The organism is Prosthecobacter fusiformis, assembly GCF_004364345.1.
GTDB lineage: Bacteria > Verrucomicrobiota > Verrucomicrobiia > Verrucomicrobiales > Verrucomicrobiaceae > Prosthecobacter > Prosthecobacter fusiformis.
In genome coordinates, this window is the sequence record NZ_SOCA01000009.1 from 192590 (window position 1) to 215804 (window position 23215).

At 58.0% G+C, this 23215-nt stretch carries 25 protein-coding genes and 1 pseudogene; 12 read left to right on the plus strand and 14 right to left on the minus strand.

Annotation, left to right across the window (positions count from 1 at the left end; translation table 11 throughout):
• Window positions 1-6 precede the first annotated feature (6 nt).
• Window positions 7-621 (minus strand): transposase, encoded by a 615-nt coding sequence (locus tag EI77_RS19220; protein WP_166647370.1) that lies wholly within the window; start codon window positions 619-621, stop codon window positions 7-9.
• Window positions 622-900: 279 nt separating this feature from the next.
• Window positions 901-4209: a carbamoyl-phosphate synthase large subunit gene (gene carB, locus EI77_RS19225; protein WP_133796931.1), complete on the minus strand. Its 3309-nt coding sequence runs from the start codon at window positions 4207-4209 to the stop codon at window positions 901-903.
• A 186-nt stretch (window positions 4210-4395) separates the two neighbouring features.
• On the opposite strand from carB, the gene EI77_RS19230 reads away from it, so the two are divergent.
• Window positions 4396-4959, plus strand: coding sequence for a Uma2 family endonuclease (locus tag EI77_RS19230; RefSeq protein ID WP_166647371.1), 564 nt, complete (start codon window positions 4396-4398; stop codon window positions 4957-4959).
• A 36-nt stretch (window positions 4960-4995) separates the two neighbouring features.
• Here the strand turns inward: EI77_RS19230 and EI77_RS19235 are convergent, their stop codons facing one another.
• Window positions 4996-5829 carry a hypothetical protein gene (locus EI77_RS19235; RefSeq protein ID WP_133796933.1) on the minus strand — a complete coding sequence of 278 codons (834 nt, stop codon included), beginning with the start codon at window positions 5827-5829 and terminating at the stop codon, window positions 4996-4998.
• A 16-nt stretch (window positions 5830-5845) separates the two neighbouring features.
• Entirely contained in the window at window positions 5846-7543 is a 1698-nt protein-coding gene (locus EI77_RS19240; RefSeq protein WP_133796934.1) for a serine/threonine-protein kinase, read from the minus strand.
• Window positions 7544-7671: 128 nt separating this feature from the next.
• Here EI77_RS19240 and EI77_RS19245 point away from each other — a divergent pair, with 128 nt between their 5' ends.
• Together EI77_RS19245 and EI77_RS19250 are read left to right on the plus strand one after the other, a co-directional pair.
• A complete protein-coding gene (locus tag EI77_RS19245; protein WP_133796935.1) occupies window positions 7672-8412 on the plus strand; it encodes an RNA polymerase sigma factor in 741 nt (246 codons plus the stop codon).
• Between the two features lie 86 nt (window positions 8413-8498).
• Complete coding sequence (locus EI77_RS19250; protein ID WP_208300415.1) at window positions 8499-9386, plus strand: DMT family transporter; 888 nt, start codon at window positions 8499-8501, stop codon at window positions 9384-9386.
• A gap of 51 nt (window positions 9387-9437) precedes the next feature.
• Here EI77_RS19250 and EI77_RS19255 read toward each other — a convergent pair whose 3' ends face one another.
• The 5 genes from EI77_RS19255 to EI77_RS23455 form a co-directional block, all read right to left on the minus strand.
• Window positions 9438-9881 (minus strand): TA system VapC family ribonuclease toxin, encoded by a 444-nt coding sequence (locus tag EI77_RS19255; RefSeq protein ID WP_133796936.1) that lies wholly within the window; start codon window positions 9879-9881, stop codon window positions 9438-9440.
• 21 nt (window positions 9882-9902) lie between these two features.
• Window positions 9903-10157 (minus strand): antitoxin, encoded by a 255-nt coding sequence (locus EI77_RS19260; RefSeq protein ID WP_133796937.1) that lies wholly within the window; start codon window positions 10155-10157, stop codon window positions 9903-9905.
• Window positions 10158-10218: 61 nt separating this feature from the next.
• Window positions 10219-10977 carry an inositol monophosphatase family protein gene (locus EI77_RS19265; RefSeq protein ID WP_133796938.1) on the minus strand — a complete coding sequence of 253 codons (759 nt, stop codon included), beginning with the start codon at window positions 10975-10977 and terminating at the stop codon, window positions 10219-10221.
• Between the two features lie 42 nt (window positions 10978-11019).
• The gene (locus EI77_RS23450; protein ID WP_166647372.1) at window positions 11020-11670 is read right to left on the minus strand and encodes a phosphopantothenoylcysteine decarboxylase domain-containing protein; all 651 of its coding nucleotides are present in this window, start codon (window positions 11668-11670) and stop codon (window positions 11020-11022) included.
• Complete coding sequence (locus EI77_RS23455; RefSeq protein WP_166647373.1) at window positions 11667-12212, minus strand: flavoprotein; 546 nt, start codon at window positions 12210-12212, stop codon at window positions 11667-11669. The genes EI77_RS23450 and EI77_RS23455 overlap by 4 nt, the downstream gene beginning before the upstream one ends.
• Before the next feature lie 85 nt (window positions 12213-12297).
• Between EI77_RS23455 and EI77_RS19275 the strand changes: the two genes are divergently transcribed.
• From EI77_RS19275 to EI77_RS19315, 9 genes are all read left to right on the plus strand, one after another.
• On the plus strand, window positions 12298-12798 hold the full coding sequence (locus EI77_RS19275; RefSeq protein WP_133796939.1) for a hypothetical protein: 501 nt from the start codon (window positions 12298-12300) through the stop codon (window positions 12796-12798).
• Between the two features lie 66 nt (window positions 12799-12864).
• Window positions 12865-13461 (plus strand): TetR/AcrR family transcriptional regulator, encoded by a 597-nt coding sequence (locus EI77_RS19280; protein ID WP_133796940.1) that lies wholly within the window; start codon window positions 12865-12867, stop codon window positions 13459-13461.
• 63 nt (window positions 13462-13524) lie between these two features.
• Complete coding sequence (gene trxA / locus EI77_RS19285) at window positions 13525-13842, plus strand: thioredoxin (RefSeq protein ID WP_133796941.1); 318 nt, start codon at window positions 13525-13527, stop codon at window positions 13840-13842.
• Between the two features lie 28 nt (window positions 13843-13870).
• Window positions 13871-14308: a DUF5069 domain-containing protein gene (locus tag EI77_RS19290; RefSeq protein WP_133796942.1), complete on the plus strand. Its 438-nt coding sequence runs from the start codon at window positions 13871-13873 to the stop codon at window positions 14306-14308.
• A gap of 33 nt (window positions 14309-14341) precedes the next feature.
• Window positions 14342-15364 carry an NADPH-dependent aldehyde reductase Ahr gene (gene ahr, locus EI77_RS19295; RefSeq protein WP_133796943.1) on the plus strand — a complete coding sequence of 341 codons (1023 nt, stop codon included), beginning with the start codon at window positions 14342-14344 and terminating at the stop codon, window positions 15362-15364.
• A 16-nt stretch (window positions 15365-15380) separates the two neighbouring features.
• Window positions 15381-16457 (plus strand): alkene reductase, encoded by a 1077-nt coding sequence (locus EI77_RS19300; protein WP_133796944.1) that lies wholly within the window; start codon window positions 15381-15383, stop codon window positions 16455-16457.
• Window positions 16457-17683, plus strand: coding sequence for an MFS transporter (locus EI77_RS19305; protein ID WP_133796945.1), 1227 nt, complete (start codon window positions 16457-16459; stop codon window positions 17681-17683). The genes EI77_RS19300 and EI77_RS19305 overlap by 1 nt, the downstream gene beginning before the upstream one ends.
• Window positions 17680-18075 (plus strand): nuclear transport factor 2 family protein, encoded by a 396-nt coding sequence (locus EI77_RS19310; RefSeq protein WP_133796946.1) that lies wholly within the window; start codon window positions 17680-17682, stop codon window positions 18073-18075. Before EI77_RS19305 ends, EI77_RS19310 begins: the two co-directional genes overlap by 4 nt.
• Before the next feature lie 49 nt (window positions 18076-18124).
• Window positions 18125-18802: a 3-keto-disaccharide hydrolase gene (locus EI77_RS19315; protein ID WP_133796947.1), complete on the plus strand. Its 678-nt coding sequence runs from the start codon at window positions 18125-18127 to the stop codon at window positions 18800-18802.
• An 89-nt stretch (window positions 18803-18891) separates the two neighbouring features.
• Here the strand turns inward: EI77_RS19315 and pncA are convergent, their stop codons facing one another.
• From pncA to EI77_RS19345, 5 genes and pseudogenes are all read right to left on the minus strand, one after another.
• Window positions 18892-19488, minus strand: a complete 597-nt coding sequence (pncA, locus tag EI77_RS19320) for a bifunctional nicotinamidase/pyrazinamidase (protein WP_133796948.1) — start codon at window positions 19486-19488, stop codon at window positions 18892-18894.
• A gap of 11 nt (window positions 19489-19499) precedes the next feature.
• Window positions 19500-20960 carry a nicotinate phosphoribosyltransferase gene (locus EI77_RS19325; RefSeq protein WP_208300416.1) on the minus strand — a complete coding sequence of 487 codons (1461 nt, stop codon included), beginning with the start codon at window positions 20958-20960 and terminating at the stop codon, window positions 19500-19502.
• A gap of 686 nt (window positions 20961-21646) precedes the next feature.
• Window positions 21647-22096 (minus strand): IS200/IS605 family transposase, encoded by a 450-nt coding sequence (gene tnpA / locus EI77_RS19335; protein WP_133796951.1) that lies wholly within the window; start codon window positions 22094-22096, stop codon window positions 21647-21649.
• Window positions 22097-22469: 373 nt separating this feature from the next.
• A pseudogene (locus EI77_RS19340) lies at window positions 22470-22811 on the minus strand (hypothetical protein); the annotation flags it as partial.
• Window positions 22812-22875: 64 nt separating this feature from the next.
• A partial coding sequence (locus EI77_RS19345; RefSeq protein WP_208300418.1) for a transposase occupies window positions 22876-23215 on the minus strand: 340 nt, incomplete at its 5' end.

Below are 23215 nucleotides of genomic sequence, written 5' to 3' on the forward strand. Positions count from 1 at the left end.
TCTCGATCAACTTCGTTCCCACAGGATGAAGCCGGACTTCAGCCCAGCTTTCGCGGGATTCTCGCGGATGTAGGCGCTCACGGTTTCAAGATGTTCGGGACTGCGGATGAGACGGTCAAAGTATTCGGGCTGCCAGAAAGGATTGAGGTCGCAAAGACCGTTTTTGTGAATAAATCGACTGGAGACACCCTTCCAGCCTTGGAGGATGGCAGGGAGTGACTCGGCTACTTCCATCGAGAAGAGAACATGCACATGGTTAGGCATGATGACGTAACTTTGTAAGCGGTAGCGCTGATTATCGAAGTGATGCAAGCGCGCTTGGACGATCTGGGCAATGGGCGGAAGACGCAAAACAGCGGACCCGTGACCCGCATCCAGGGCTTCATCCAGCTTGTTTGAAAACAGTCCGTGGAAGCAAGCTTCCGTGATTTCATCCCAGGGTTGGGGGTGGTTGATGAAAAACATTTCCCGCTCAGTATGCCAGGTATCTACGACCTCTCGGGGCAATGAATCCGCCAGACGAAACGTCACAAAGACAGGCACTTCATCCTGCTGCCAATGAGGCAGCCTGTGCTCCGTCTTTTCGATTTCACCCCTCGGATTGAAGAACTTCACAGACACGAGGGGAGCGTGGAGACTCTTTTCCGCAATCGAAAAACTAGGCGGCGAAGCCGCGATGAGAAGATGCGGGCAAGAGTGCCCACGCTCCTCTCGGGATCTTTCGACTCGAAGGTACTTTTGGTGATTTGAGAGATTTCCCTCAACGTCCGTTAATGCCCTGGATTTGAAATGGCCAAGCGATGCGAGGGGAGCGCGGAGACTCCTCTCCGCAATCGAAAAACATAGGCGGCGAAGCCGCGACATTAAACGATTGCCCACGCTCCCCTCAACCCTGCTTGCTTACTGGTGATACTCCTGCAACGCCCTGACCTCCACCTCACTCCCTTGCAATGACTTGATCGCTCTCATCGCAGCATCCGCCCCACGCAGCGTGGTCATGATGGGGATGCGGTTTTGCATGGCGGCGGTGCGGATCTTGATTTCGTCTTCGCGGGGGTTTTTGCCGCTGGGGGTGTTGATGACGAGGGCCATGTCCTTGTTCTTCATGAGATCAATGACGTTCGGGCGCTGGCCGCTGGCGAGCTTCGGCAGGATATTGACGGGGGTGCCGCTTTCGGAGATGACCTGGCCGGTGCCGGCGGTGGCGTAGAGGGTGAAGCCGAGGTCGGCGTAGCCTTTGGCGATGCGGGCGACATTGGGGCGGTCGGTCTCTTTGACGCTGATGAAGACATTGCCTTTCGTCGGCAGGGTGCCGCCAGCGGCCATCTGGCTTTTGGCAAAGGCGAGGCCCATGTCCATGTCGATGCCCATGACTTCGCCGGTGGATTTCATCTCAGGCCCAAGGGCGATGTCCACGCCCTGGAACTTGCTGAAGGGGAAGACGGCTTCTTTGACGCTGAAATGCTTCGGATGGACTTCCTCGGTGAAACCCAGTTCCTTGAGGGTCTTGCCAGCCATGATCTTGGCGGCGAGCTTCGGCAGCGGAATGCCGATGGCCTTGCTGACGAAGGGGGCGGTGCGGGAGGCGCGGGGGTTCACCTCGATGACGTAGAGGTCGTCGCCTTTGACGGCGAGCTGCATGTTCATCAGGCCGCGCACGTTGAGGGCTTTGGCCAGCTTTTTGGCGGCATCGCTGATGCGGCCCTGCATCTCGGCGGTGAGGCTGAAAGGAGGGATGACGCAGGCGCTGTCGCCGGAGTGAATGCCAGCCTCTTCGATGTGCTCCATGATGGCACCGATGACGGTGGTCTCGCCATCGCTGATGCAGTCCACATCCACCTCGGTGGCGTCTTCCAGGAAGCGGTCCACCAGCACGGGGCGGTCGGGTGTGGCCTCGACGGCGTTCTTCATGTAGTGGGTCAGTTCGGCATCGCTATAGACGATCTGCATGGCGCGTCCACCGAGCACGAAGCTGGGGCGCACAAGGCTGGGGTAACCGATGCGGGCGGTGATGGCCAAAGCCTCCTCCAGGGAGGTGGCGGTGCCGCTGGGGGCCTGATGCAAGCCGAGCTCATCAAGCAGGGCAGCGAAGAGCTTGCGGTCCTCGGCCAGCTCGATGTTTTTCGGGCTGGTGCCGATGATGCGCACGCCGTTTTCCTCCAGGCCTTTAGCGAGGTTCAGCGGGGTCTGGCCGCCGAACTGGACGATGACGCCCAGCACCTGGTCGTTGCGGTTTTCACGCTCGTAGATGTTCAGCACGTCTTCCAGGGTCAGCGGCTCAAAGTAGAGCTTGTCACTGGTGTCGTAGTCGGTGGAAACGGTCTCCGGATTGGAGTTCACCATGATGGTCTCATACCCCAGCTCGCGCAGGGCGAAGGAGGCATGGACGCAGCAGTAGTCGAACTCGATGCCCTGGCCGATGCGGTTCGGACCGCCACCCAAAATCATGACCTTCTTGCGGTCGTTGTCGCGGACTTCGTCTTCGGTGCCGTAAGTGGAGTAGTAGTAAGGCGTCTGCGCTTCGAACTCAGCGGCGCAGGTGTCCACGAGGCGGTAGGTGGGGATGATGCCCGCCGCTTTGCGGAAATTACGGACATCTTTCTCCGAATTGAGTTTGTGAAGGCCAAACTCGGTGCCTCCTTTAACTCCCAAAATTTCGAGCTTCGTGCGATGGGAGATTTGGCGATCTGAAAAACCGAGACGTTTAAGTTTGCGAATCCGATCAACATTCCAAATTCGGGCGGCCGCGTCGGGCTGTCTTTCCTGATTGATGGCATCGCCAATAAGCTCGTCATCTTGCTTCACAATCTCCTCAATCTGCCTCAGGAACCACCGGTCGATCTTGGTCAGGCCAAAGACCTTCTCCACATCCCAGCCGATGGCAAAGGCCTGGCCGAGGAAGAAGATGCGTTCGGCATTGGGGACGGTGAGTTTGGTGGTCAGGGTCTCTTCGTCCACGACCACATCGGCACCGTCGCCGATCAATCCGAAGCGTTTGATTTCCAGGCTGCGCAGCGCCTTCTGCATGGATTCCTTGAAGGTGCGGCCAATGGCCATGGCCTCGCCCACGGACTTCATCTGTGTGGTCAAGGTTTCATCGGCACCGGGGAATTTTTCGAAGGTGAAACGGGGGACTTTGGTCACCACGTAGTCAATGGTCGGCTCAAAGGAGGCGGGGGTCTCGCGGGTGATGTCGTTCTTCAGTTCGTCCAGGGTATAACCCACAGCGAGTTTGGCGGCGATCTTGGCGATGGGGTAGCCGGTGGCCTTGGAGGCGAGCGCGGAGGAGCGCGACACACGCGGGTTCATCTCGATGACGATCATGCGGCCCGTGTCAGGCTGGATGGCGAACTGGATGTTCGATCCGCCTGTTTCCACACCGATCTCGCGAATGCAGGCGAAGGACGCATCGCGCATGATCTGGTATTCGCGATCCGTCAACGTCTGGATGGGGGCCACGGTGATGCTGTCACCGGTATGCACGCCCATGGGGTCCAGGTTTTCGATGGAGCAGATGATGACGCAGTTGTCCGCCTTGTCCCGCATCACTTCCATTTCGAATTCCTTCCAGCCCAGCAGGGACTCTTCGATGAGCACCTCGCTGACGGGGGAGAGGTCCAGGCCGCGACCCGTGATGTATTCGAATTCTTCCTTGTTATACGCAATGCCGCCGCCGGTGCCGCCCAAGGTATAGGCAGGGCGGATGATGAGGGGCATGGTGCCGATCTCCTCGGCAATGACGCGCGCTTCCTCAATCGTATGGGCGACGCCAGACTGTGGCAGGTCCAGCCCGATGGCGAGCATGGCGTTTTTGAATTTGAGGCGGTCTTCACCTTTCTCGATGGCGTCCGGTTTCGCACCGATCATACGCACGCCGTGTTTTTCCAGCACGCCGGAATGATGCAGGGACATGGCCGTATTCAGAGCTGTCTGGCCGCCCAGGGTGGGCAGGAGTACGTCCGGCTTTTCCTTGATGATGATCTTCTCGACGATCTCTGGGGTGATCGGCTCGATGTAGGTCCGGAAGGCGAATTCCGGGTCGGTCATGATGGTGGCCGGGTTGGAATTGATGAGCACGACCTCATAACCTTCCTCGCGCAGCGCCTTGCATGCCTGGACGCCGGAATAGTCGAACTCACAGCCCTGGCCGATGACGATGGGGCCGGAACCGATGACGAGGATGCGTTTGATGGAGGGATCTTTGGGCATGGAGGCGGAGGGCGGAAAGAGAAGAGAAAGCTTAGGTTGGGGCTTTCAAGGCTGCCACAGGTGGAGGCGGCGGTTCCGGGAACCGCTCATCTTTACGGCGGCAGCCGGGAAAGCGCGGCATCTTGCACAGAGCAGACGCGCTGTAAAGGGCGGAGGATGAAGATGTGTTGCCGGAAGGCCCTGTTTGTGGCATTTTCTGCCCCGGAATTCATGAGTGCGCTACGGATGCTGCCGGAGATCCCAAACCAGACGGCCTATAATCTGGACCGCCGGGATGAACTGGGCCGTGAGGTCCAGGTGCGAAACTGGCCCGGTAGGGTCGAAACGGACCGCTTTGGCCGGATGGTGATGTTACGATATGAAGAATATGACCATGGTTTCCAAATGGCGTCCATCTCGGCGGAAATGAAGCGCCTGCTCAGCGATGGAAGCCTGTCCTTTGCCTGCCCCATCTCCACCTCTGATGGCGTGAAGGTGGCGGATGTATCCTGCGTCTCGAAAAAGCGCCTGCTCAAAATTGGTGGCCGCACCGCTCTGTCCGCCGCACCCGAGATTTGCGTGGAGGTCATTTCCCCTGCCAATACCCGGGGCGAGATCGAAGAAAAACGCCGCCTCTACTTCGAAGCCGGTGCCAAGGAGGTCTGGATTTGCGACAAAAAAGGCCGAATGATTTTTTTCCTCAAGGACGCTCCATCCCTCGCGGCCAAGCTGTCAAAACTCTGCCTACAAATGCCCAAAAACATTGTCTGAGGCGGAGGAAAACAGGCATGTTCTCGAAACAGCAGGCTAGGGCGGATTGGCGAGCCGCCCAAACACCGTCCGCATCTGCTCCACGCTACCAATGGCCAGGACCACCTCATACTCAAAAACGAGTCCCGGTTTCAGGGCAAAGGTCCGAATGGGGGCACAGTAGGAGCAGTCTCCCCGGTTGCCATTCCGTACGCGGTAGCTGGTCAGCTCCTGTGCGTGCGGAACATAAAGCCCCAGGCCGGAATCCCGGGCATCCACCCAGGCGGCCCAGGGTTTCGGACCCAGGCGAAAAAGCTCATTGGGGAAGCCAGGTTGTTTTCTTTGGAGGCTGCCGTCTTCCCCCACAAAGACCAGGGTTTCCAGGGTCGGCTTCACAAAGAGCGCGGGCAGCTCCTGGTGGTAGGGTTTGTGCTCCTTTTCCCCTGTGTAGGTGACTTTGAACTTCAGCCGTGCTAGGCCGCCTTCCAGCTGCAGCCATTGCTCCAGAGTCACTTCCTTCAGGAGTTCTCCAGTCGCCCAGTGGCGGGGGATGATTTTGGCATACAGCAGGTCCTTTTCCTCCCGGCTTTCCACGATTTGGGCGGGCTGGTTACGCCAGCTCCCGCCCTGCACAGGGTTGTAGCGCCAGGGTTTGCCATTCCAGTCACTACCGTCGGCATCTCCGTAATAGGACTGCTGGAGGTAACGCCCCACATCGTAGGCATTGAGGAGATTGTCCGAGGAATGTGAATGTGAAAACCAGCCGATGCAGCCACCTGCGCTGAGGTTGGCTCCCAGCCTTACCTTTCCGTTGTCCAGGAATACCCAGTGCTCAACGGCGAAGCAGGCGCAGGATTGCACCATCAGGATGAAGAGGAGACGATGAATCATGCGCGTAGCTCTAAAGTCATTTTACCCCGAGTATTTCCAGAGCTTTTTCTTCGCTGAGGCCATCCAGGAGCATGCATTCGATGTCACGAAATTCACCATTCATGGACCAGAGGGAAATACCACCGTTGGTGACAGGTCCCACCACAGGATAGGGCATTAACGGGCGGTCATCCACCCAGCCATAGGCATTGTCTCCTACCACCGCCAGGGTCAGCAGGACTGGAGAATCCGTTCCCTCCCGGGGTTTGAGCTTCAATGCGCTGGGCGCATTTTCCTCCTCGGGTCCCTGGCCAAACCAGACTAAACGGGTGCCGAAGTTCAATTTGATACCTTGCGGTCCTCTGACCCTTGCTTGAAGGCCGGACATTTTGACTCCAGCAGGACGTTGCAGGCGAGTGCGCACTGCGATGTCGGTGCCATACACGCCCAAGCTTTTTCCATGAGTCGCCTTGAGCACTCCTTCGGGAGTGACGACCAAGTCACCCAAAGATGGATTTCCAGGGTAGAAACGAATGGGAAACCACTGCCCCGGGGATTTTGGAAAAAAAGACAGGGGTGTTTTGTGAGGCACAGCCGCTGCCGTTTGTAACGTCGTCGTGCGCCACCAGGACCCTAGCGCGATGCACATGAGCAGGAGGCACAGAACAGCCAGGGCCAGTAGTGGAGATTTGAGACGCCTCGAGCCGGTACCTTTTTCTGGAATGTGTGTAGTCTTGGACCTGCCCGCTAAACTGCCCAGGCTTTCATTGATTTTGAGTGGGCTTGTGTAAACCCGCTCCCGTGCACCCGCCTTGATCACGGGCTGCGTCATGATGCGGTCCAGGTCGGCACGCATGTCGGATGCCTTGGGGTAGCGTAGATCGCGGTCTTCGCGCAACGCTTTGGCGATGATGCCGTCATAGCGTGGATCCAGCCCAGGCACCTGCATGGAGGGTAGCTCAAACAAGCCCTGGGGCAGTTTCCCGGTCAGCATGTGGTAAAGCATCACGCCCAGGGCATAGATGTCTGCCCGCAGATCCACCGTCATGTTCGGAGTCAACACTTCAGGGGCCATGTAGTGGGGAGTGCCCAGGGTACCGCCGCTCTGGGTCAGGTGTTGACTTTCGCCTCCCTCATGGAGCTTGGCCAGGCCAAAGTCGGTCACTTTCACCGCCCCGTCAGACCTGACCATGATGTTGGACGGTTTGATATCCCGGTGGATGATACCTTTCTCATGGGCGTATTGAAGGGCATCACAGACATGGGTGGTGATGACCATGGCGTGTTCCGTATGCAGGCGATGATTGGCCGTGATCAGCTTTTGGACATCCGTACCTTCCACATATTCCATGACGATGAAGAGCAGCCCGCAGGAAGTCTCTCCAAAATCATAGACAGTCACGATGCCCGGATGGCTCAGCCTGGCCATCGCCCGGGCTTCGTTTTTAAAACGGCTGCTGGAGCTGGTTTCGGTTTTTTCCATACTGCTTGGAAGGATCTTGATGGCCACCTGCCGGTCAAGATTCGCCTGCCGACCCTGATACACCGCGCCCATACCACCCCGGCCTAGCATGCGCTGGATCAGATATTGGGGCAGCAAAGCTTGCAGGTCCTCCACCTCCGGCGGTTGCCACCCATGGCCATGCTTGCTCGTGCCTAACAATACATCCTGCATCGCTGACGCCTGGCCCGCCGGGAAGCCGTCAGGGGATGGAGCCGGAACATCGTTACTCATGGGACGTGATTAAACAGAAAGAAAACGCGGGAACTAACAAGGCCCTTTATATGAACTCCGCACCTGCAAAAAGGGCAAAAGTGGGGTGGCGCTGCTTTTGAAGTCTGGTAAGGCATTCTGCTGAACAAATGTCCGTTCCCCCCGCCCATGGCCCCAGTTTTCAGACCACCCGCTGGACGCAGGTGATCCGGCTGCGTGAAGGGGCCGGTGAAGCTGAGCGTGATTCCATCCTGCAGCAGCTTTGCCAGGCTTACTGGCTGCCGCTTTACGAGTATGCCCGGCGGTCTGGAAAGTCCCCCCACGATGCGGAGGACATGACCCAGGGCTTTTTCCAGCATGCCCTTGGCCAGGACCTGTTTGCCAAAGCGCGCCAGGACAGTGGAAAAATGCGCAGTTTTCTCCTCACCGCTTTTCAAAACTACATCTCCAATCAGTACCAGCGGGACACGGCGGCCAAACGCGGAGGGAAAACACCGGCCCTGTCTCTTGATGTCATGCAGGCTGAGGCGCGATACCAGAGTGAACCCCGGCATACTGCCACACCGGAGGAGCTGTATAACCGCCGCTGGGCCCGGGATTTCTTCATCGCAGTCCAGGAGAGTTTACGCACGGAATACAGAAGCAAAGGCAAAGAGCCCTTTTTTCATGCCCTCCAGCCCTGGCTGTTTGTGGAAGCGAAAGCGGCGGACATTTTACTTCAGGCAGAAGCTCTCGGGGTCACGGAAGGTAACTTGCGCATCATGCTCCTGCGCTTCCGCAAGCGTTACCGTGAGCTCTTCCATCAAGGCGTGGCGGATACATTGGACTCCGCCTCCAAAGAAGAAATTGATCAGGAAGTCCGGGAATTGATCCGGCTGGCGGCTGCGTGATGACGACGGGCATTTTCGTCTCATTAGTATAGGGAGCGGTGCCCGTCCCTCCTTGAGCGGTGGGGTAGCCCGTGTTATCTGCGGGGGTGCCTCCAACCCTTGCCACCATTGTTTATCCGCTGATCGCCGCGCTGTTGTATGCTTTCGGAGCTTTGGTACTGAAGCGGTCCAGCGAACTGGGCGTGGGCCTATGGCGCACCACCTTCGTGGCCAATTTCATTGTGGCCGGTCTCTTTTCCCTCCTCTGGCTGCTGGGTGGACCGCCCATTGAAAAGGAACTGCTCTGGCAGCCGGGCGTGATCGCCATGTGTCTCTTTGTGGGCCAGATCTCGCAGTTCATCGCTTTGGAAAAAGGGGATGTTTCTGTGGCGGTGCCGGTCTTTGGCCTGAAGGTCATCCTGGTGGCCTTTTTGACACCCATTCTGATTGGCGATGCGGTCGGGCTCCGGTTGTGGGCAGCCGCTTTCTTGAGCGTTATTGGCATCGTATTTCTCAACAAGAAAGACCAGGGTAAGCGTCCCCGTGGACTAGGCATCACCCTGCTGGCTGGCGGAGTCGGGGCGGTATGCTTTGCGGTGTTTGACGTGCTGGTGCAGAAATGGGGCCCGTACTGGGGCGTAGGCCGCCTTTTGCCCTGCATTTTCTGGATCAATGCCCTGTTTTCCTGCGGGCTGGTGTTTCGTTTTTCGGCACCGCTTAGCGCTATTCCACGCCCGGCCTGGGGCTGGTTAGGCGGCGGTTCAGTTCTTCTGGGCACGCAGAGCATTCTTTTCGTCAGCACGCTGGCCACTTATGGTAAGGCCACTTCAGCAAACATCGTGTACGCCTCGCGCGGCCTGCTCAGCGTGGCTCTGGTATGGATGATCGGCCATTGGTTTTTCAATACGGAGCAAAACCTCGGCCCCGCTGTCCTGCGCTGGCGGCTAGCGGGTGCCCTCCTGATGATGAGCGCCATCGTGCTGGTGGTCGTGTGAGCCACAAAGACGGCGACTTTTGCCGTATTGACAAGGCTGCTCGAGCTGGACTTACGCGACGAGTGGATTCCACACTTCGGAAAAGCCAAAGCCTTCGAAGTCCTTTACGTTGGCGGTAGCAAAATCAGTGACGCCAAAAGCGCGAAGGCTGAGCGCAGTGCGCGCGTCATAAATACGCCGACGGGCGAAGCCGTGGGTGGATGCGTGTTGCCATAGTCCGGCATGGAGTTCGCGGCTGGTGGGGGGAAAGCCAAAGACTTTCCAGCGGGGATGCTGGCGATAGCTTTGAATAACGGCAACGGCTTTGGGCGCAGTCAAGGGAGAGGTGAGGACGACGGGGTTTCTCAGCAGGAGGTAGAACTCGGTGAGTACAAATTCGCTGAGGGCCACATCTTCGCGGACAGAAACCGATTCGATGAACTGGAGGGCTGCGGCGTGATGCGGCGAGGCCTCGCTGTAGCTGTAGAGAAGGAGATTGGCGTCAATGGAAAGCATGGGGCTTCAAAGTAGGCCCGTTCACGCAAGTTGCGGGTCGCCATCGGCAAAGGCTACCTCGCGGAGTTGCTCGGCAGACAGTCCTTTCCAGCCCACTTGTTTAGAAGTGGGTGGACTCCAGGCGGGGGCAGGGCCCGTGGGCGGATCAGGATAAACTTGGAGCAGCAATTCAGCCCCTCGGCGGAAAGTTTCCGCAAGGGACCATTCACGCTGTTTGGCAAAAGTGCGGAGTTCATGAAACAGCTCCTCTGGAACCTGGATCTGGGTTTTCGTCATGCCTCAAATTACCATGTCCATCAAAATGATGTCAAGGATAGAGGGCGCTACCGAAACCTTTTTACAGATACGGCTCGATGTCCAGTTTGCCGTTGGTCGCGCAGATGAACATGGTGCCGGGTTTCACCGTGCTGTCTCGGGTGACGATTTTGCCCCCGGCGGCTTCCACCAGCATCACGCCGGCGGCCACGTCCCAAAGGCTGATCTGCTCCTCCACATAGGCATCCAGCCGACCGCAGGCGATGTAAGCCAGCGCCAGTGCTGCGCTGCCGAGCATGCGGGTCTTGAAGACCTCGTAGCTGATCCGGCGGTAACGCTCGAACCCGGCGTCCAGCGCAGATTTGCTTTTGGAAAAGCCGACAGTGACGACGGCCTGGCTCATCTCACTGCGGATGCTTGTGGAGATGGGCTTGCCATTCAGAGTGGGTACGCCGCCTTTGACGACGGACCAGGTTTCATTCTGCATCGGGTCGTGGATCACGCCCAGGAGCGGCTCCTTCGTGGAGCGTACCCGAGCACCGATGGACACGCAAAAATGGGGGATGCCGTAGAAATAGTTCACCGTGCCGTCGATGGGGTCCACGATCCATTCCACATCGCCATCACCGCCCACATCGCCTTCTTCTTCACCCAGGATGCGGTGGTCCGCATGATAGCCCAGGATGATGTCTGCAATGAGCTGCTGAGTGCGCACATCCAGCTCCAGTTTCACATCGCGCCGGTGCATCTCGTTGACGGTCTTTTCAGATCCGAAGTTGTCTTTGATCAGCTTGCCGGCCTGGTGGGCGGCTTCAGTGGCGATGGCGATGAGTTCTGGCATGGAAGTGTGGGGACGAAGTTCCCGGTTCGTCGGAATAAGGATTTAAGGGAACTTTTTCAAAGACGCCTGCTGGGTGATAAACGCGATCAACTCACGGGCCAGCACGGCTTTGGACTGACGCGGCAGGGGGAACGGCGAGGCATCAGGCAGGCACAGAGTGACTTCGTTCTCCGCGCTGTCAAATCCGATGCCTGCCCTGGACACATCATTCGCGATCACCAGATCACAGCCCTTGCGCACCAGCTTGTCATGCGCGTGCTCCAGCAGCCGCTCTGTCTCCGCCGCAAAGCCAACTAGAAAACCAGTGAAACCAAAAACACGGCGGGCGGAGCCCAGGATGTCTTCCGTTTTTTCCAGGGTCAAGGTCAGCGTCTCGCCCGTCTTTTTGATCTTTTGCTCGGCGATAGCAGCAGGCCGGTAATCAGCCACCGCTGCGGAAAAAATGGCAATGTTCTGCCCCTCCATGCGGTCGCGCACGGCTTCATACATCTCTCGCGCGGTTTCCACTTTGATCAGGGACACCCCTTCGGGAGCAGCCAGCACGACAGGTCCAGAAATCAACGTCACTTCATGGCCTTTGTCACGGGCAGCCTCAGCCAGGGCATACCCCATTTTACCGGACGAACGATTGGTCAGATAGCGCACCGGGTCGAGCGGCTCACGCGTGGGACCGGCGGTGATGAGGATCTTCATGCCTGGCCTTTTTCTAAAATAGCCTGTACCGCCGCCAGGATCTCTTCCACAGGGGCCAGCCGTCCCACCCCCTCATAACCGCAGGCCAGCATGCCCTCTGCTGGCTCCACCCATTGGGCACCCCATCCCTTCAGCGTTTCCACATTTTTTTGCGTCGCCGGGTGCAGCCACATTTTCCCATTCATCGCCGGGGCGATCAGGATGGGTGCCCGGGTCGCCAGAGCGATGGCTGTCAGTGCATCGTTGGCAAAACCATGCGCCAGGGAGGCCAGCACGTTGGCCGTGGCGGGGGCGATCAGGAGCAGGTCCGCATCATCGGCGAGCTGGATGTGGCCTGGCTGCCAGCCTTCTTTTTCCGCAAACAGATCCGTCACCACCGGGCGGCGGGAGAGGGTGGCCAGCGTCAGCGGGGTCACAAATTCCAGTGCACCCTTCGTCAGCACACAGGTCACTTCATGCCCTGCCTTGGTGAGCTGGCTGGCCAGATCCGCCGCTTTATATGCGGCAATGGAGCCGGTGATGCCGAGGACGATGCGTGACATAGGGAGTCAATAAACCGGGCCTGCCTCTCTTGCAAACACCGCCTTTGTCCGTGCAATCCATCAAATGTGTGGTTAATCCCGGCGCATGTCTTTCCTGAAACGCTTCGAAGTCTGGCTGCTCATCATCCTCAGTTTGGGAGCCACCATCTGGGTTTTCACCATGGATTCAGATCCCAGCATGGACGATCCTCAGCCCGTCCTTGCCGATGCCTCCAGTGAAGCTGCCCTTAAAATCCATCGCACCACTCTGGAGCGTGATTATGGCAATGCCCGTCTGGATATCGAGCTGCGCTACCGAAATAGCAGCCCCCGGCCGCTTTCGCTCCAACCTCCCGATGTGAGGCTTCTGACGGCCGATGGCAAAGAAGTGCCCCCTTTCACGCTTGCCACCGAGAAGCCACCCCAGATCCCTGCCCAATCTGCCCAGGATGTGCGCCTGCGCTATTGGCTGGAGAAAGGGCATCTGAATGGAGCTTTAATCCTCGAAATACGGGGTGAAAAAGCCGACGTGAAGACGGCTTCCCCGATAGACCTGGACACCCTAGAAAACGGCAAGCCGAAGACCTGGACCGGTGCCATTCAATAGCTTACTCGCGACCTGTTTTGGAAAACTCTTGACGAATTAGACCAATCAGTCTATTCTGTTCTCGTTATGAGCGACAGGACCACCAAGGAACGCATTCTCGACGCAGCCGAAGAGCTGATGCTCGAGAAGAGCTTTCATGCGGTCGGCCTGAATGAAATCCTCAAGGCTGTGAAAGTCCCCAAGGGTTCCTTTTATCATCACTTTGAGTCCAAGGAGCAGTTCGGTGTGGAAATGCTCCGGCATTATGTCGCGGAATCCACCGCTTATAAAACCCGGCTGTTACTGCCCCCAAACCCTGAGCCGGATCCCCTGCTCCGCCTCTTGACCTACTTTGAGTCTAACATCGCCAAAGCTACTGAATCCCAAGGGAGATGCCCATGTTTGGTGATTAAACTAGCCTCTGAAGTGGGAGGTTTTAGCGAGCCCATGCGCCATGTCCTTGCTCAGGGCACACGGGAGTGGACGGGCGTTTTTGAGCGCTTGCTTGAGGAGGGGCTGGAGAAAGGCAAGATCTCACCCGCAATCCGTCCTGCCCTCATGGCCCCCGTCATCCTGGACTTGTGGACCGGTGCTATGCAGCGTGCTTCCACCACCCGCAGCGTGACTCCTCTTCGTGAAGCCATCGCTTTTTTGAAGTCCATGCTCGCTCCACCGCAGAGCTAAATTTTTCCAACAATAATTAAACCGACTGGTCTAATACACTCGTAAATCTCAACTCTAACTCATATGAAACCTCAAGCACTCACCAACGAAACTTTTGATGCCGCCATCAGCAATACCACTGGCCAACCCGTCCTTGTGGACTTCTGGGCAGAATGGTGTGGTCCTTGCCGCATGCTGGCCCCCATCCTGGACCAGCTCGCCGGCGAGCAGGAAGGCAGCGCCACCATCGCCAAGGTGGACATTGATGCCCACCCTGAATTGGCCGAACGCTTCGGCATCCGCGCCATCCCTACGCTCATCGTTTTCAAAAACGGCAAGCCTGTGAACACCATTACTGGCGTCAAGAGCAAGGCTTTCCTTGAAGCCGCCCTGGCTGCGTGATTCGATTCCGAAAGATTGCCCTTTCCCTATGAATCTCTCCCAGCGTCCTCCCCGCAGCCCACGTGTCCGCCTCGGCGGATACGTGTTGCTGCCCCGTGTACTCGACAAATGCCGGGCTGAAATCGCCGGTACCTCGGGCGATTATCATTACAACTGCCCCATGGACCGCCGCTTTTTTGAGTTCGCCGGTTTGGACCATGAAGCCTTGAAAGCCGAAGTGGCCAAAGGCGGTGGCGATGGTGAAGTCCTTGCCTGGATCCTTACCAACCGGAAGAACCAGCATAGCGACTGGGAGATCGCTCAATGGAGCGCCCATCGTGAAGCTACCGCTCCCTCCGACAACGAAAGCCGCGATTTCATCAACCAGATGGTCGCTCAGGCCGGTGGTGCCACCCGTGAAGACATCGCCACCATCTTCGATTATCTGGACCTCGACGATTATGTCACCTTTGGTGGCAAAGCTTAGCCTCTCCCCTCGCATCCACACACCCACACCACCATGAGTACTCCCGTGCACGCCCTTGCCGCCTTAGGTTCCAAACAGGCCCTCCAGCCCTTCGAGTTCACCCCTGGCCCTCTCGGTGACGAGCAGGTCGAAATCGCCGTGGAATCCTGTGGCCTCTGCCATAGCGACCTCTCCATGCTGGACAATGATTGGGGTGCCTCCACCTACCCCTTTGTTCCCGGCCATGAGGTCGTGGGAAAAGTTGTGGAACTGGGCCCTCACACCAAGCGCCTAAAAGTGGGAGATCGCGTCGGCCTCGGATGGAATTCCGGCAGTTGCGGGGCTTGCGCCCAATGCCTCTCGGGAAATCAAAATCTCTGCCCCACAGCCGAGGCCACCATCATCGGCCGCCATGGCGGATTTGCCACCCGGGTACGTGCCCACTGGACCTGGCTGAACCCCATTCCTGAAACATTGGATGCCAGCAAAGCCGGCCCGCTCTTCTGTGGCGGCATCACCGTTTTTAACCCCATCATCCAGTGCGGAGTCCAGCCGACGGATCGCGTCGGCGTCATCGGCATTGGCGGTCTGGGCCACTTGGCGCTGAAGTTCCTCCGCGCCTGGGGCTGCGAAGTCGTCGCCTTTACCAGCAGTGAATCCAAGCGCGAGGAAGCCCTGCAACTGGGTGCCCATCGCACCCTGAATTCCAGAGACAAAGGCGACCTCAAAAACGCCGCCAGCAGTTTCGACTTCATCCTAAACACGACCAACGTCGCGCTCGACTGGAACACCTACATCGCCGCTCTCAAACCCAAAGGCCGCCTACACACCGTCGGTGCCGTTCTGCAGCCTCTGGACCTCGCCGCCTTCCCCATGATCTCCGGCCAGAAGTCCGTCTCCGGTTCCCCGATCGGCAGCCCCGCCACCGTGGACACCATGCTGGAATTCTGCGCCCGCCACAGCATCGCCCCCACGACAGAAACCTTCCCCATGTCCCGCGCCAACGAGGCCCTAGACCACCTCCGTTCCGGCAAAGCCCGGTATCGCATCGTCCTGGAGAATGATCTTAACGCCTAACTAAAGATCCATCCCCATGTCCTCGCTCTTCACTCCCCTCACCCTCGGTGGCATTGAACTGCCTAACCGCATCTTTATGGCCCCGCTCACCCGCTGCCGGGCGGATGCAGACCACGTCCCCACGGATCTGATGGTGGAATACTATTCTCAGCGCGCCAGCGCCGGCCTCATCATCGCCGAGGCGACCATGGTCATGGAAGGAAACTCCGCCTTTGCCGGTCGTGAACCGGGCATCTACTCAGACGCTCAAATCGTCGCCTGGAGAAAGGTCACCGATGCTGTCCATGCGAAGGGTGGGCGCATCTTCCTCCAGCTCTGGCACGGGGGCCGCGCCTGCCATCCATACTTCAATGATGGAGCCACACCTGTCTCCGCCAGCCCCATTCCCATCACCAACGATGAGGCGCATACGCCTGAGGGCAAGAAACCCTACGCCACTCCACGCGAGCTGCGTGAGGAGGAACTGCCAGCCATCGTCGAAGCCTTTCGCAAAGCAGCACTAAACGCCAAAGTGACCGGTTTTGATGGCGTCGAAATTCATGGGGCCAATGGTTATCTACTGGACCAATTCCTGCGTGATGGTAGCAACCGCCGTGGCGGTGAATATGGAGGCCCCATCGAAAACCGCGCTCGTCTTCTGCTGGAGGTGGTCGATGCCGCTGTCAGTGTTTGGGGAGTGGGTTTCGTTGGCGTGCGCCTGTCCCCTCTCAACAGTTTCAATTCCATGGAGGACAGCGATCCCGCCGGTCTAACAGCTTATGTGGCAACGCAGCTCGATCAACGCGGCATCGCTTACCTGCATCTGATGCGCGCCGATTTTTTCGGCCTGCAAAAAGGCGATGTCGTCAGCATCGCCCGCGCCGCTTTCAAAGGCACCCTCATTGGTAACATGGGCTATACTCCCGAAGAGGCTGCGGCGGCGATTGAAGAAGGCACCCTCGAAGGCGTCGCCTTCGGTCATCATTACGTCAGCAATCCAGATTTGGTCGAGCGTATCCAGGCTGGCATTCCCTTGGTGGAACCTGATGCCAGCACTTTCTATACTCAGGAAGCCAAGGGTTATACTGACTATCCAACCCTGGCCGCCGCGTGATGTCCTCTTCACGCCCGCCCATTTCTGAAAAAGCCCTCCTGATCCTTCTGGCCGCAGTCCAGTTCGCCCACATCATGGACTTCATGGTCATGATGCCGCTGGGCCCGCAGCTCATGAGGGAGCTAAACATCGGCCCGGAACGGTTCAGCGGCATGGTGGCTGCCTATACCTTTGCTGCCGGTATTGTCGGCCTCCTGGCAGCCCCTTTCATGGACCGCTTTGACCGGAGGAAACTGCTGCTCTTCTGTTTTGCCGGATTCATCCTCGGCACCCTGGCTTGTGCACTCTCCCATACGGCTGAGGCACTCACGCAGGCCCGCATTGTTTGCGGGGCCTTCGGCGGCGTTTCGGGCGCTCTCATCATGGCCATCGTCAGTGATGTCGTGCCGCCCGTCCGGCGTGCGGCAGGTATGGGCATCATCATGACAGCCTTCTCTGTCGCCGCAGCTTTGGGTGTTCCTTTGGGGCTATACCTCGCGCAGGCGTTTAGCTGGGAAACCCCCTTCTTTGTTATCGTTGGAATGGGGGTTATTACCTGGATCGCCCTTTGGTATTACCTGCCCCCCATTCGCGATCATTTAAATACCAGTTCTACGCTGCGTGGCCAGGCATTCTGGGCTCTGCTTCGCAATGGCAATGCTGGGTGGGCTTTATTATTCATCTTCATGCTTGTCATCGGGCACATGATCATGATTCCGCTGCTCTCACCTTACCTTGTGCATAACCTGGGACTGCCCGAGAAATATCTGTCCTTCGTTTATCTCATCGGCGGATGCCTGACCCTCTTCACTTCCCCCTGGGTGGGCCGTCTGGCGGATCGTCTAGGTCGGATTCAGGTCCTGGGCATCATGATCATCGTCGCCGCCGCCGTGGTGCTCACCATCACAAACGCGCCCCCTCTTCCCATCGCGGCCATCCTGACGCTCAGCGGCCTGTTTTTCATCTTCGCCAGCGGCCGTTTTGTACCTGCCCAGGCCATCGGTTCCTTAGCCGTGCCCCCCGCCCAGCGCGGCGCTTTCATGAGCCTGAATACCTGCGTGCGTGACATCGGTGGGGGCGTTGCCGCCAGCCTGGCCGGATACATCGTCACCACCGCTCCCTCAGGTGAAATGGTTAATTTTCATCGCATTGGTTACGTGGCCGTCGCTGCCTCCGCACTCAGTTACTGGCTTGGCACCCGCGTGCGTACTCAGGATATCACCCCACCCGCACCCCTTGTCTCATGAGCTCCACTGAAACTATCCGCGACCTTTACCGCGCCATGCGGGAGCAGGACGACAGTGCCGTCTTCGCCATTTGCACACCGGACATCATCTGGCAGCAAAGCACTGGCTTCCCCGGTGGCTCCACTTGGCATGGACCCGCCTCCGTCATCGAAAACGTCTTCCGCGCCAACGCCCGCCGCTGGACCGGATTCGCCTTTACAGAAGAAGAAATGATCGCCGCAGGAGATCGCGTCATCGTCCTCGGTCATTACTCCGGCACCGCCCCCGCCACAGGCAAGGCCATGCGTACCGCCGTCGCCCATGTTTATGATCTCACTGACGGCAAGGTCTGCCGCTTTCGAATGTTTGCGGATACCCATCCCATGTGGCAGGCCTTAAGTTCAGACAGTTGAGATATTCCGCCAGATGTCCCCGGCTGGCAGCGTTCATGACCTCCCTATCATGAAACCCAGCCTGTTACTTCCACTCGCCCTTATCTCTTTCTTCACCGTCGCCCGCGCTGAAGAGGCCTTCGTGCCCCTTTTCGACGGCAAAACCCTCACCGGCTGGGAGCAGCACAGCGGCACCGCCGAATACCGCGTCCAGGACGGAGCCATCGTCGGCAAGACCGTGCCGAATACCGGCAACTCCTTCCTCTGCACCGCCAAAAAATATGGCGACTTCATCCTCGAACTCGAATTCAAGGTGGAGCCTTCCATGAACTCCGGCATCCAGTTTCGCAGCAACTACTACACAAAGGACACTGAAGTTGAAATCGCGGGCAAAAAGAAAAAGTTCCCTGCAGACCGCGTCCATGGTTACCAGTTTGAGATCGACCCCAGCGCACGCGCCTTCACCGGTGGCGTTTATGATGAAGGCCGCCGCGGCTGGCTCTTTGACCTCAAGGAAAACGAAGCTGCCCGCAAAGCCTTCAAGCAGGGTGACTGGAACACCGCCCGCATCGAGTGCAAAGGCGATAGCATCAAGACCTTCATCAATGGCGTACCTGCCGCCGATCTCAAAGACGACCTCACTAAAGAAGGCGTCATCGCCCTCCAGGTCCACGGCATTGGCAAAAAGACCGAAGCCGTTGGCAAAGAAGTCATGTGGCGCAACATCCGCATCCAGGAGCTGAAATAAAGAAAGTAGTCCAGAGCTTTAGCTCGCCAGGATATGGAGATAGGGAAAAGATCCTTCCTCCGGTTCTGGTGGGCCAAGCCATCCCGGAGTCACCCCACCTCGCACCCTGCCTCCCGCATCTCCTCCACGGCCCGGTCCACATCCCCGGGTTGCAGATTCACCCCACGGCAGGCTTCCAGCAGCAGCTTTACCTGGAAGCCCTCCGCCAGCGCATCCAGCACGGTGAATTTCACGCAGTAATCCGTGGCGACGCCCGCCACATGCAGTTCCGTCACACCCTGCGCCTTCAGCCATTCACTCAGGCCCGTTGAGGCGCGGTGACCGTTGTCATAAAGACCGCTGTAGCTGTCGATCTGCGCATTCATTCCTTTGGTAAACACTCTCTGGATGCGTCGCGTCTCCAGCCCCGGCGCGAACAACGCCCCGCCCGTATTTTGCACGCAATGCACCGGCCATAGCGTCTGCGGCAGCCCGTCTAACAAAATGTGCTCATACACTGCCTTGCCCGGATGGTTTGCCGCAAAGCTACCGTGATCCTGCGGATGCCAGTCCTGCGTCGCCACCACCAGGTCAAAATCAGGCATCATTGCGTTCACCACCGGGATGATCTCATCACCCCTTGCCACAGCCAGTGCACCGCCCGGCATGAAGTCGTTTTGAATATCAATAAGCAGAAGTGTTTTCATGTTATATTTTGTTAGGCCGTTGCTCCCACCTTTCCCTTCGCCTCCACCATCATCGCCAGCTTCCTCTCCGCCAGCGTGCGCTCCACACCGGCCGGATACTCATGCGGATGCTGCAACCGCTTCACCGTGGCATGGAGATGAGTGAGTTGCTCCTGGCATCGTGCCTGGATTTCTTGCAGCGTCGGCTGTTCCCCCACCAGCACGCCTTGGCGAAAAACAGGCCGCAATAAATCCTCATGCACTGTACCCTCCGGCATCGCTTTCACACGCGTGGGATCAGCCGGATGCATGATCTCGGTCGGCACCGTGCAACCGCTTTCTTCATCATATATTGCATCACCACGAAACTCACCATTGAGCGTAAACCGCCTTACCTGCTGGATGCCCGGATTGCTCACTTTGATGGCCTGCTCGCTCAGCTTGATCTTCGGCTGCCACTCCCCGTTTTCATCGCGGATCGCGCCCAGTTTATACACGCCGCCCAGCGCTGCCTGCTCGCCCCCCGTCACCAGCTTCGTCCCCACTCCCCAGACATTGATCGCCGCACCCTGATGCTTCAGGCTTTCGATCAAATGCTCATCCAGGTCATTGCTCGCCACGATCGTCGCCTTGGGAAAACCCGCCTCATCCAGGATACGCCGCGCCTCGATGCTCAACCACGCCAGATCCCCTGAATCCAGCCGGATGCCCGCCAGTTCATGCCCTTCGCGTCGAAGCCGCTGGCCGATCTCCACTGCATGCCTCACCCCCTCCAGCGTGTCATAGGTATCCACCAGAAACACACAGTTGTTAGGCATCGCCTCCGCATACGTCGCAAAGGCCTCCAACTCCGTATCGAACGACATCACCCACGAATGCGCATGCGTCCCTCGCACAGGGATCCCATGCCTCATGCCCGCCAGCACATTCGAGGTCGAAGCACACCCACCGATGAAAGCCGCCCGGCTCGCCATCACCGCCCCGTCCGGTCCCTGGGCACGCCGCAGGCCAAACTCCAGCACCGGCTCACCCTGCGCCGCTAGGCATACCCGCGCCGCCTTCGTAGCGATCAGCGTCTGAAAATTCACGATGTTCAGCAGTGCCGTCTCCACCAGTTGCGCCTGGATGAGCGGCCCCTGAATTCGCAGCAGCGGCTCATGTGGAAACACCACCGTTCCTTCCGGGATCGCTTCCACGTTACACTGCCATTTCATCGTCCCCAAATAGTCCAAAAACCCTTTCTCAAACAAAGGCCGCCCATCCCTTCCCGGCAGCGTCGCCAGATACTCCAGCTCCTCCTGGCCAAACCGGAAACCCTCCAGCCACCGCACCACATCCCCCAGCCCCGCCGCAATGGCATACCCCCCTGCAAACGGCAGCTTGCGGAAGAAAAGATGAAACACCGCCTCCTGCTCCGCCTTGCCAGATTTCCAGTATCCGGCGGCCATCGTGAGCTGATAAAGATCCGTGAGAAGGGGGGTGTTTGTCGTCATAGGAAAAGTATAAAGAAAGAGATCGAAAACATTAAAGACGGCCATCCAGATAATCCCGCAATCGCGGATTCACCCGCTCTGCCCACACCCCGTGATACCACGGCGAGCGCATCTGCAGCCCAATCACTAGCAGCGTCACCGGCACCTGCCATCCACACGCCGGCCACCAACCCAGGTTCCCTTGAGCCACATGAAAAAGCACATTCAAAACCAAACTGGCAGCCCATAGCAGCTCCCACCTCCGCCACACCATGAACACATTGCAAAACAAAAAGAAATGCCCCACCGCCACCGGCACAATCCACCACATCTCATTCCCCCGAACCCTCAACCACCACGCCAGCCCCGCCCCTGCAATCAAGACCCCCGCATCTCGCAAAGAGAAGCGCAACCCGTGATGTCGTGGAGGTTGTTGATTTGAAATCATCATTTTAATCTAACAAATAGTTATTCAATGTGTCGTCTTATCACGCTCAAATACTCCCCACTCGCCGATGTCCTCCTCCCCAGCCCCAAAGGGGCGAGACAACACAGCCCAGGGCAAACGAAGTGCAGCCCTGGGGAGTAACATCCTGCGCATATCACCGCCATAGAGCCCTGAAAGGGCGGGACACTCCACCCCTTTCTCTGAAAAAGCCTGCGAACTTGCACCGCCCTGCCTGTGCGTGCTCTTGCTATTCATGATGTCAATCCCACACATAAGCCTCGTTGTATTCAATCTGGTAAACATCCAGCAGCTTCCGAAACTCTTCCTGAAAAGATCTTCCTGTATGATGTTGCTCCTGGTTGCGGATGTAGTGCGTCACTGCCTCCACCTGGGAGGCGCTCACCGAAAATGCCCCATATCCCCCCTGCCACGCGAACTCTCCAACGCCCCCTTCCTCCTTCATCCATTTCGAAGACTCCACCTTCACAGCCTTCACCGCATCCGAAAGCGCCACTGTCCTCGCCAGCCGAAACAGAACATGCACATGGTCCGGCATCCCACCCACGCACAAGACTGGGCAGGCAATCGCATTCAGCGTCCCCGCCAAATAAGCATAAAGCCCCGGCTGGATCATCTCCGCCACCCAGGACTCCCGCCCCTTCGTCGAAAAGACCAAATGAACATAAATCTGCGCAAGTGATTGTGGCATAATGTAATATGTTGGGAGGTATAGTTTGTTAGGTTAACTGCCCGACCTCCAAGCAGCCACAAAGGCCGAGGCAACGCAGCCCCAAAGGGGCGTGACAACAAAGCCCAGGGCAACGCCCTGGGTAGGGGCAAGCCACGCATTCCTCCGCCATAGAGCCCTGAAAGGGTGAGACACTCCACGCCCTCCGCCGGTTCGTCTGCAAACTTCCACCAATGCTATCGAGTCCATCATAGTTCCAGATTGAGGCACAGTTCCGCATTCATTGTCTCGCCCCTTCAGGGCTCTTTGAAGATTAACCATCCTTCACCTCCTCCCCAGGGCTACGCTCCTTCGTCGCTTGCCCTGGGCTTTGCTGTTCTGCCCCTTCGGGGCTGGGAAAAAAGGATTGAGTGACCTCAATCGAGCCCACGATATGACGGTTAAATTCTTCGAGCTCTTCCGCAGGTACCCACAGCTCGCGATGAACGTTTCCACCCACGACTTGCTCTCCGTAGCGGATCAAGAATTCAGCATCCACATCGAACCGAGTCACGAACCCAGATCCTGAGGCTGCAACATTCCAGTCACGGGCAATCTGGATCGCATACTCCTCATTCATCACCGGATAAAAGATGGGTTGTTCCGGTAAACGCGGAGGAAATGCTTTCCATCCAGATTCTTCAATCAGTTTCAGTTCTCTAGGGCCAACAGGCCGGTATAAAGTCTTCGTATTCATAAGGATCAATTTTCAATTAAACAGCCCCAAAGGGGCGCGACAGCACAGCCCAGCAACTGTGTGGTTACGCAAAGGTAATTTTGTCGTTTTTTAGGGCGGCGTTAAGCAGGACCAATAGCTTTCTGGCCACCGCAGTGAGAGCCACTTTGCCGGGTTTGCCGGCGGCGCGCAGACGCTTGTAAAAAGCTTTCAGGATAGGGTTTTTGCGAGCGGCGGTCAGGCTGGCCAGGTAGAGGGTGCGACGCACCGGTGCACGTCCTCCGCTGATGCGGCGCGGGCCTCGCCACTGGCCGCTGTCGCGGTTGAAAGGTGCCAGCCCAGCCAGGGCCGCCGCCTGGCCGCGGTGCAAGGTTCCCAGTTCAGGCATGTAGGCGCACAAGGACAGGGCACTGCGCCAGTCAATG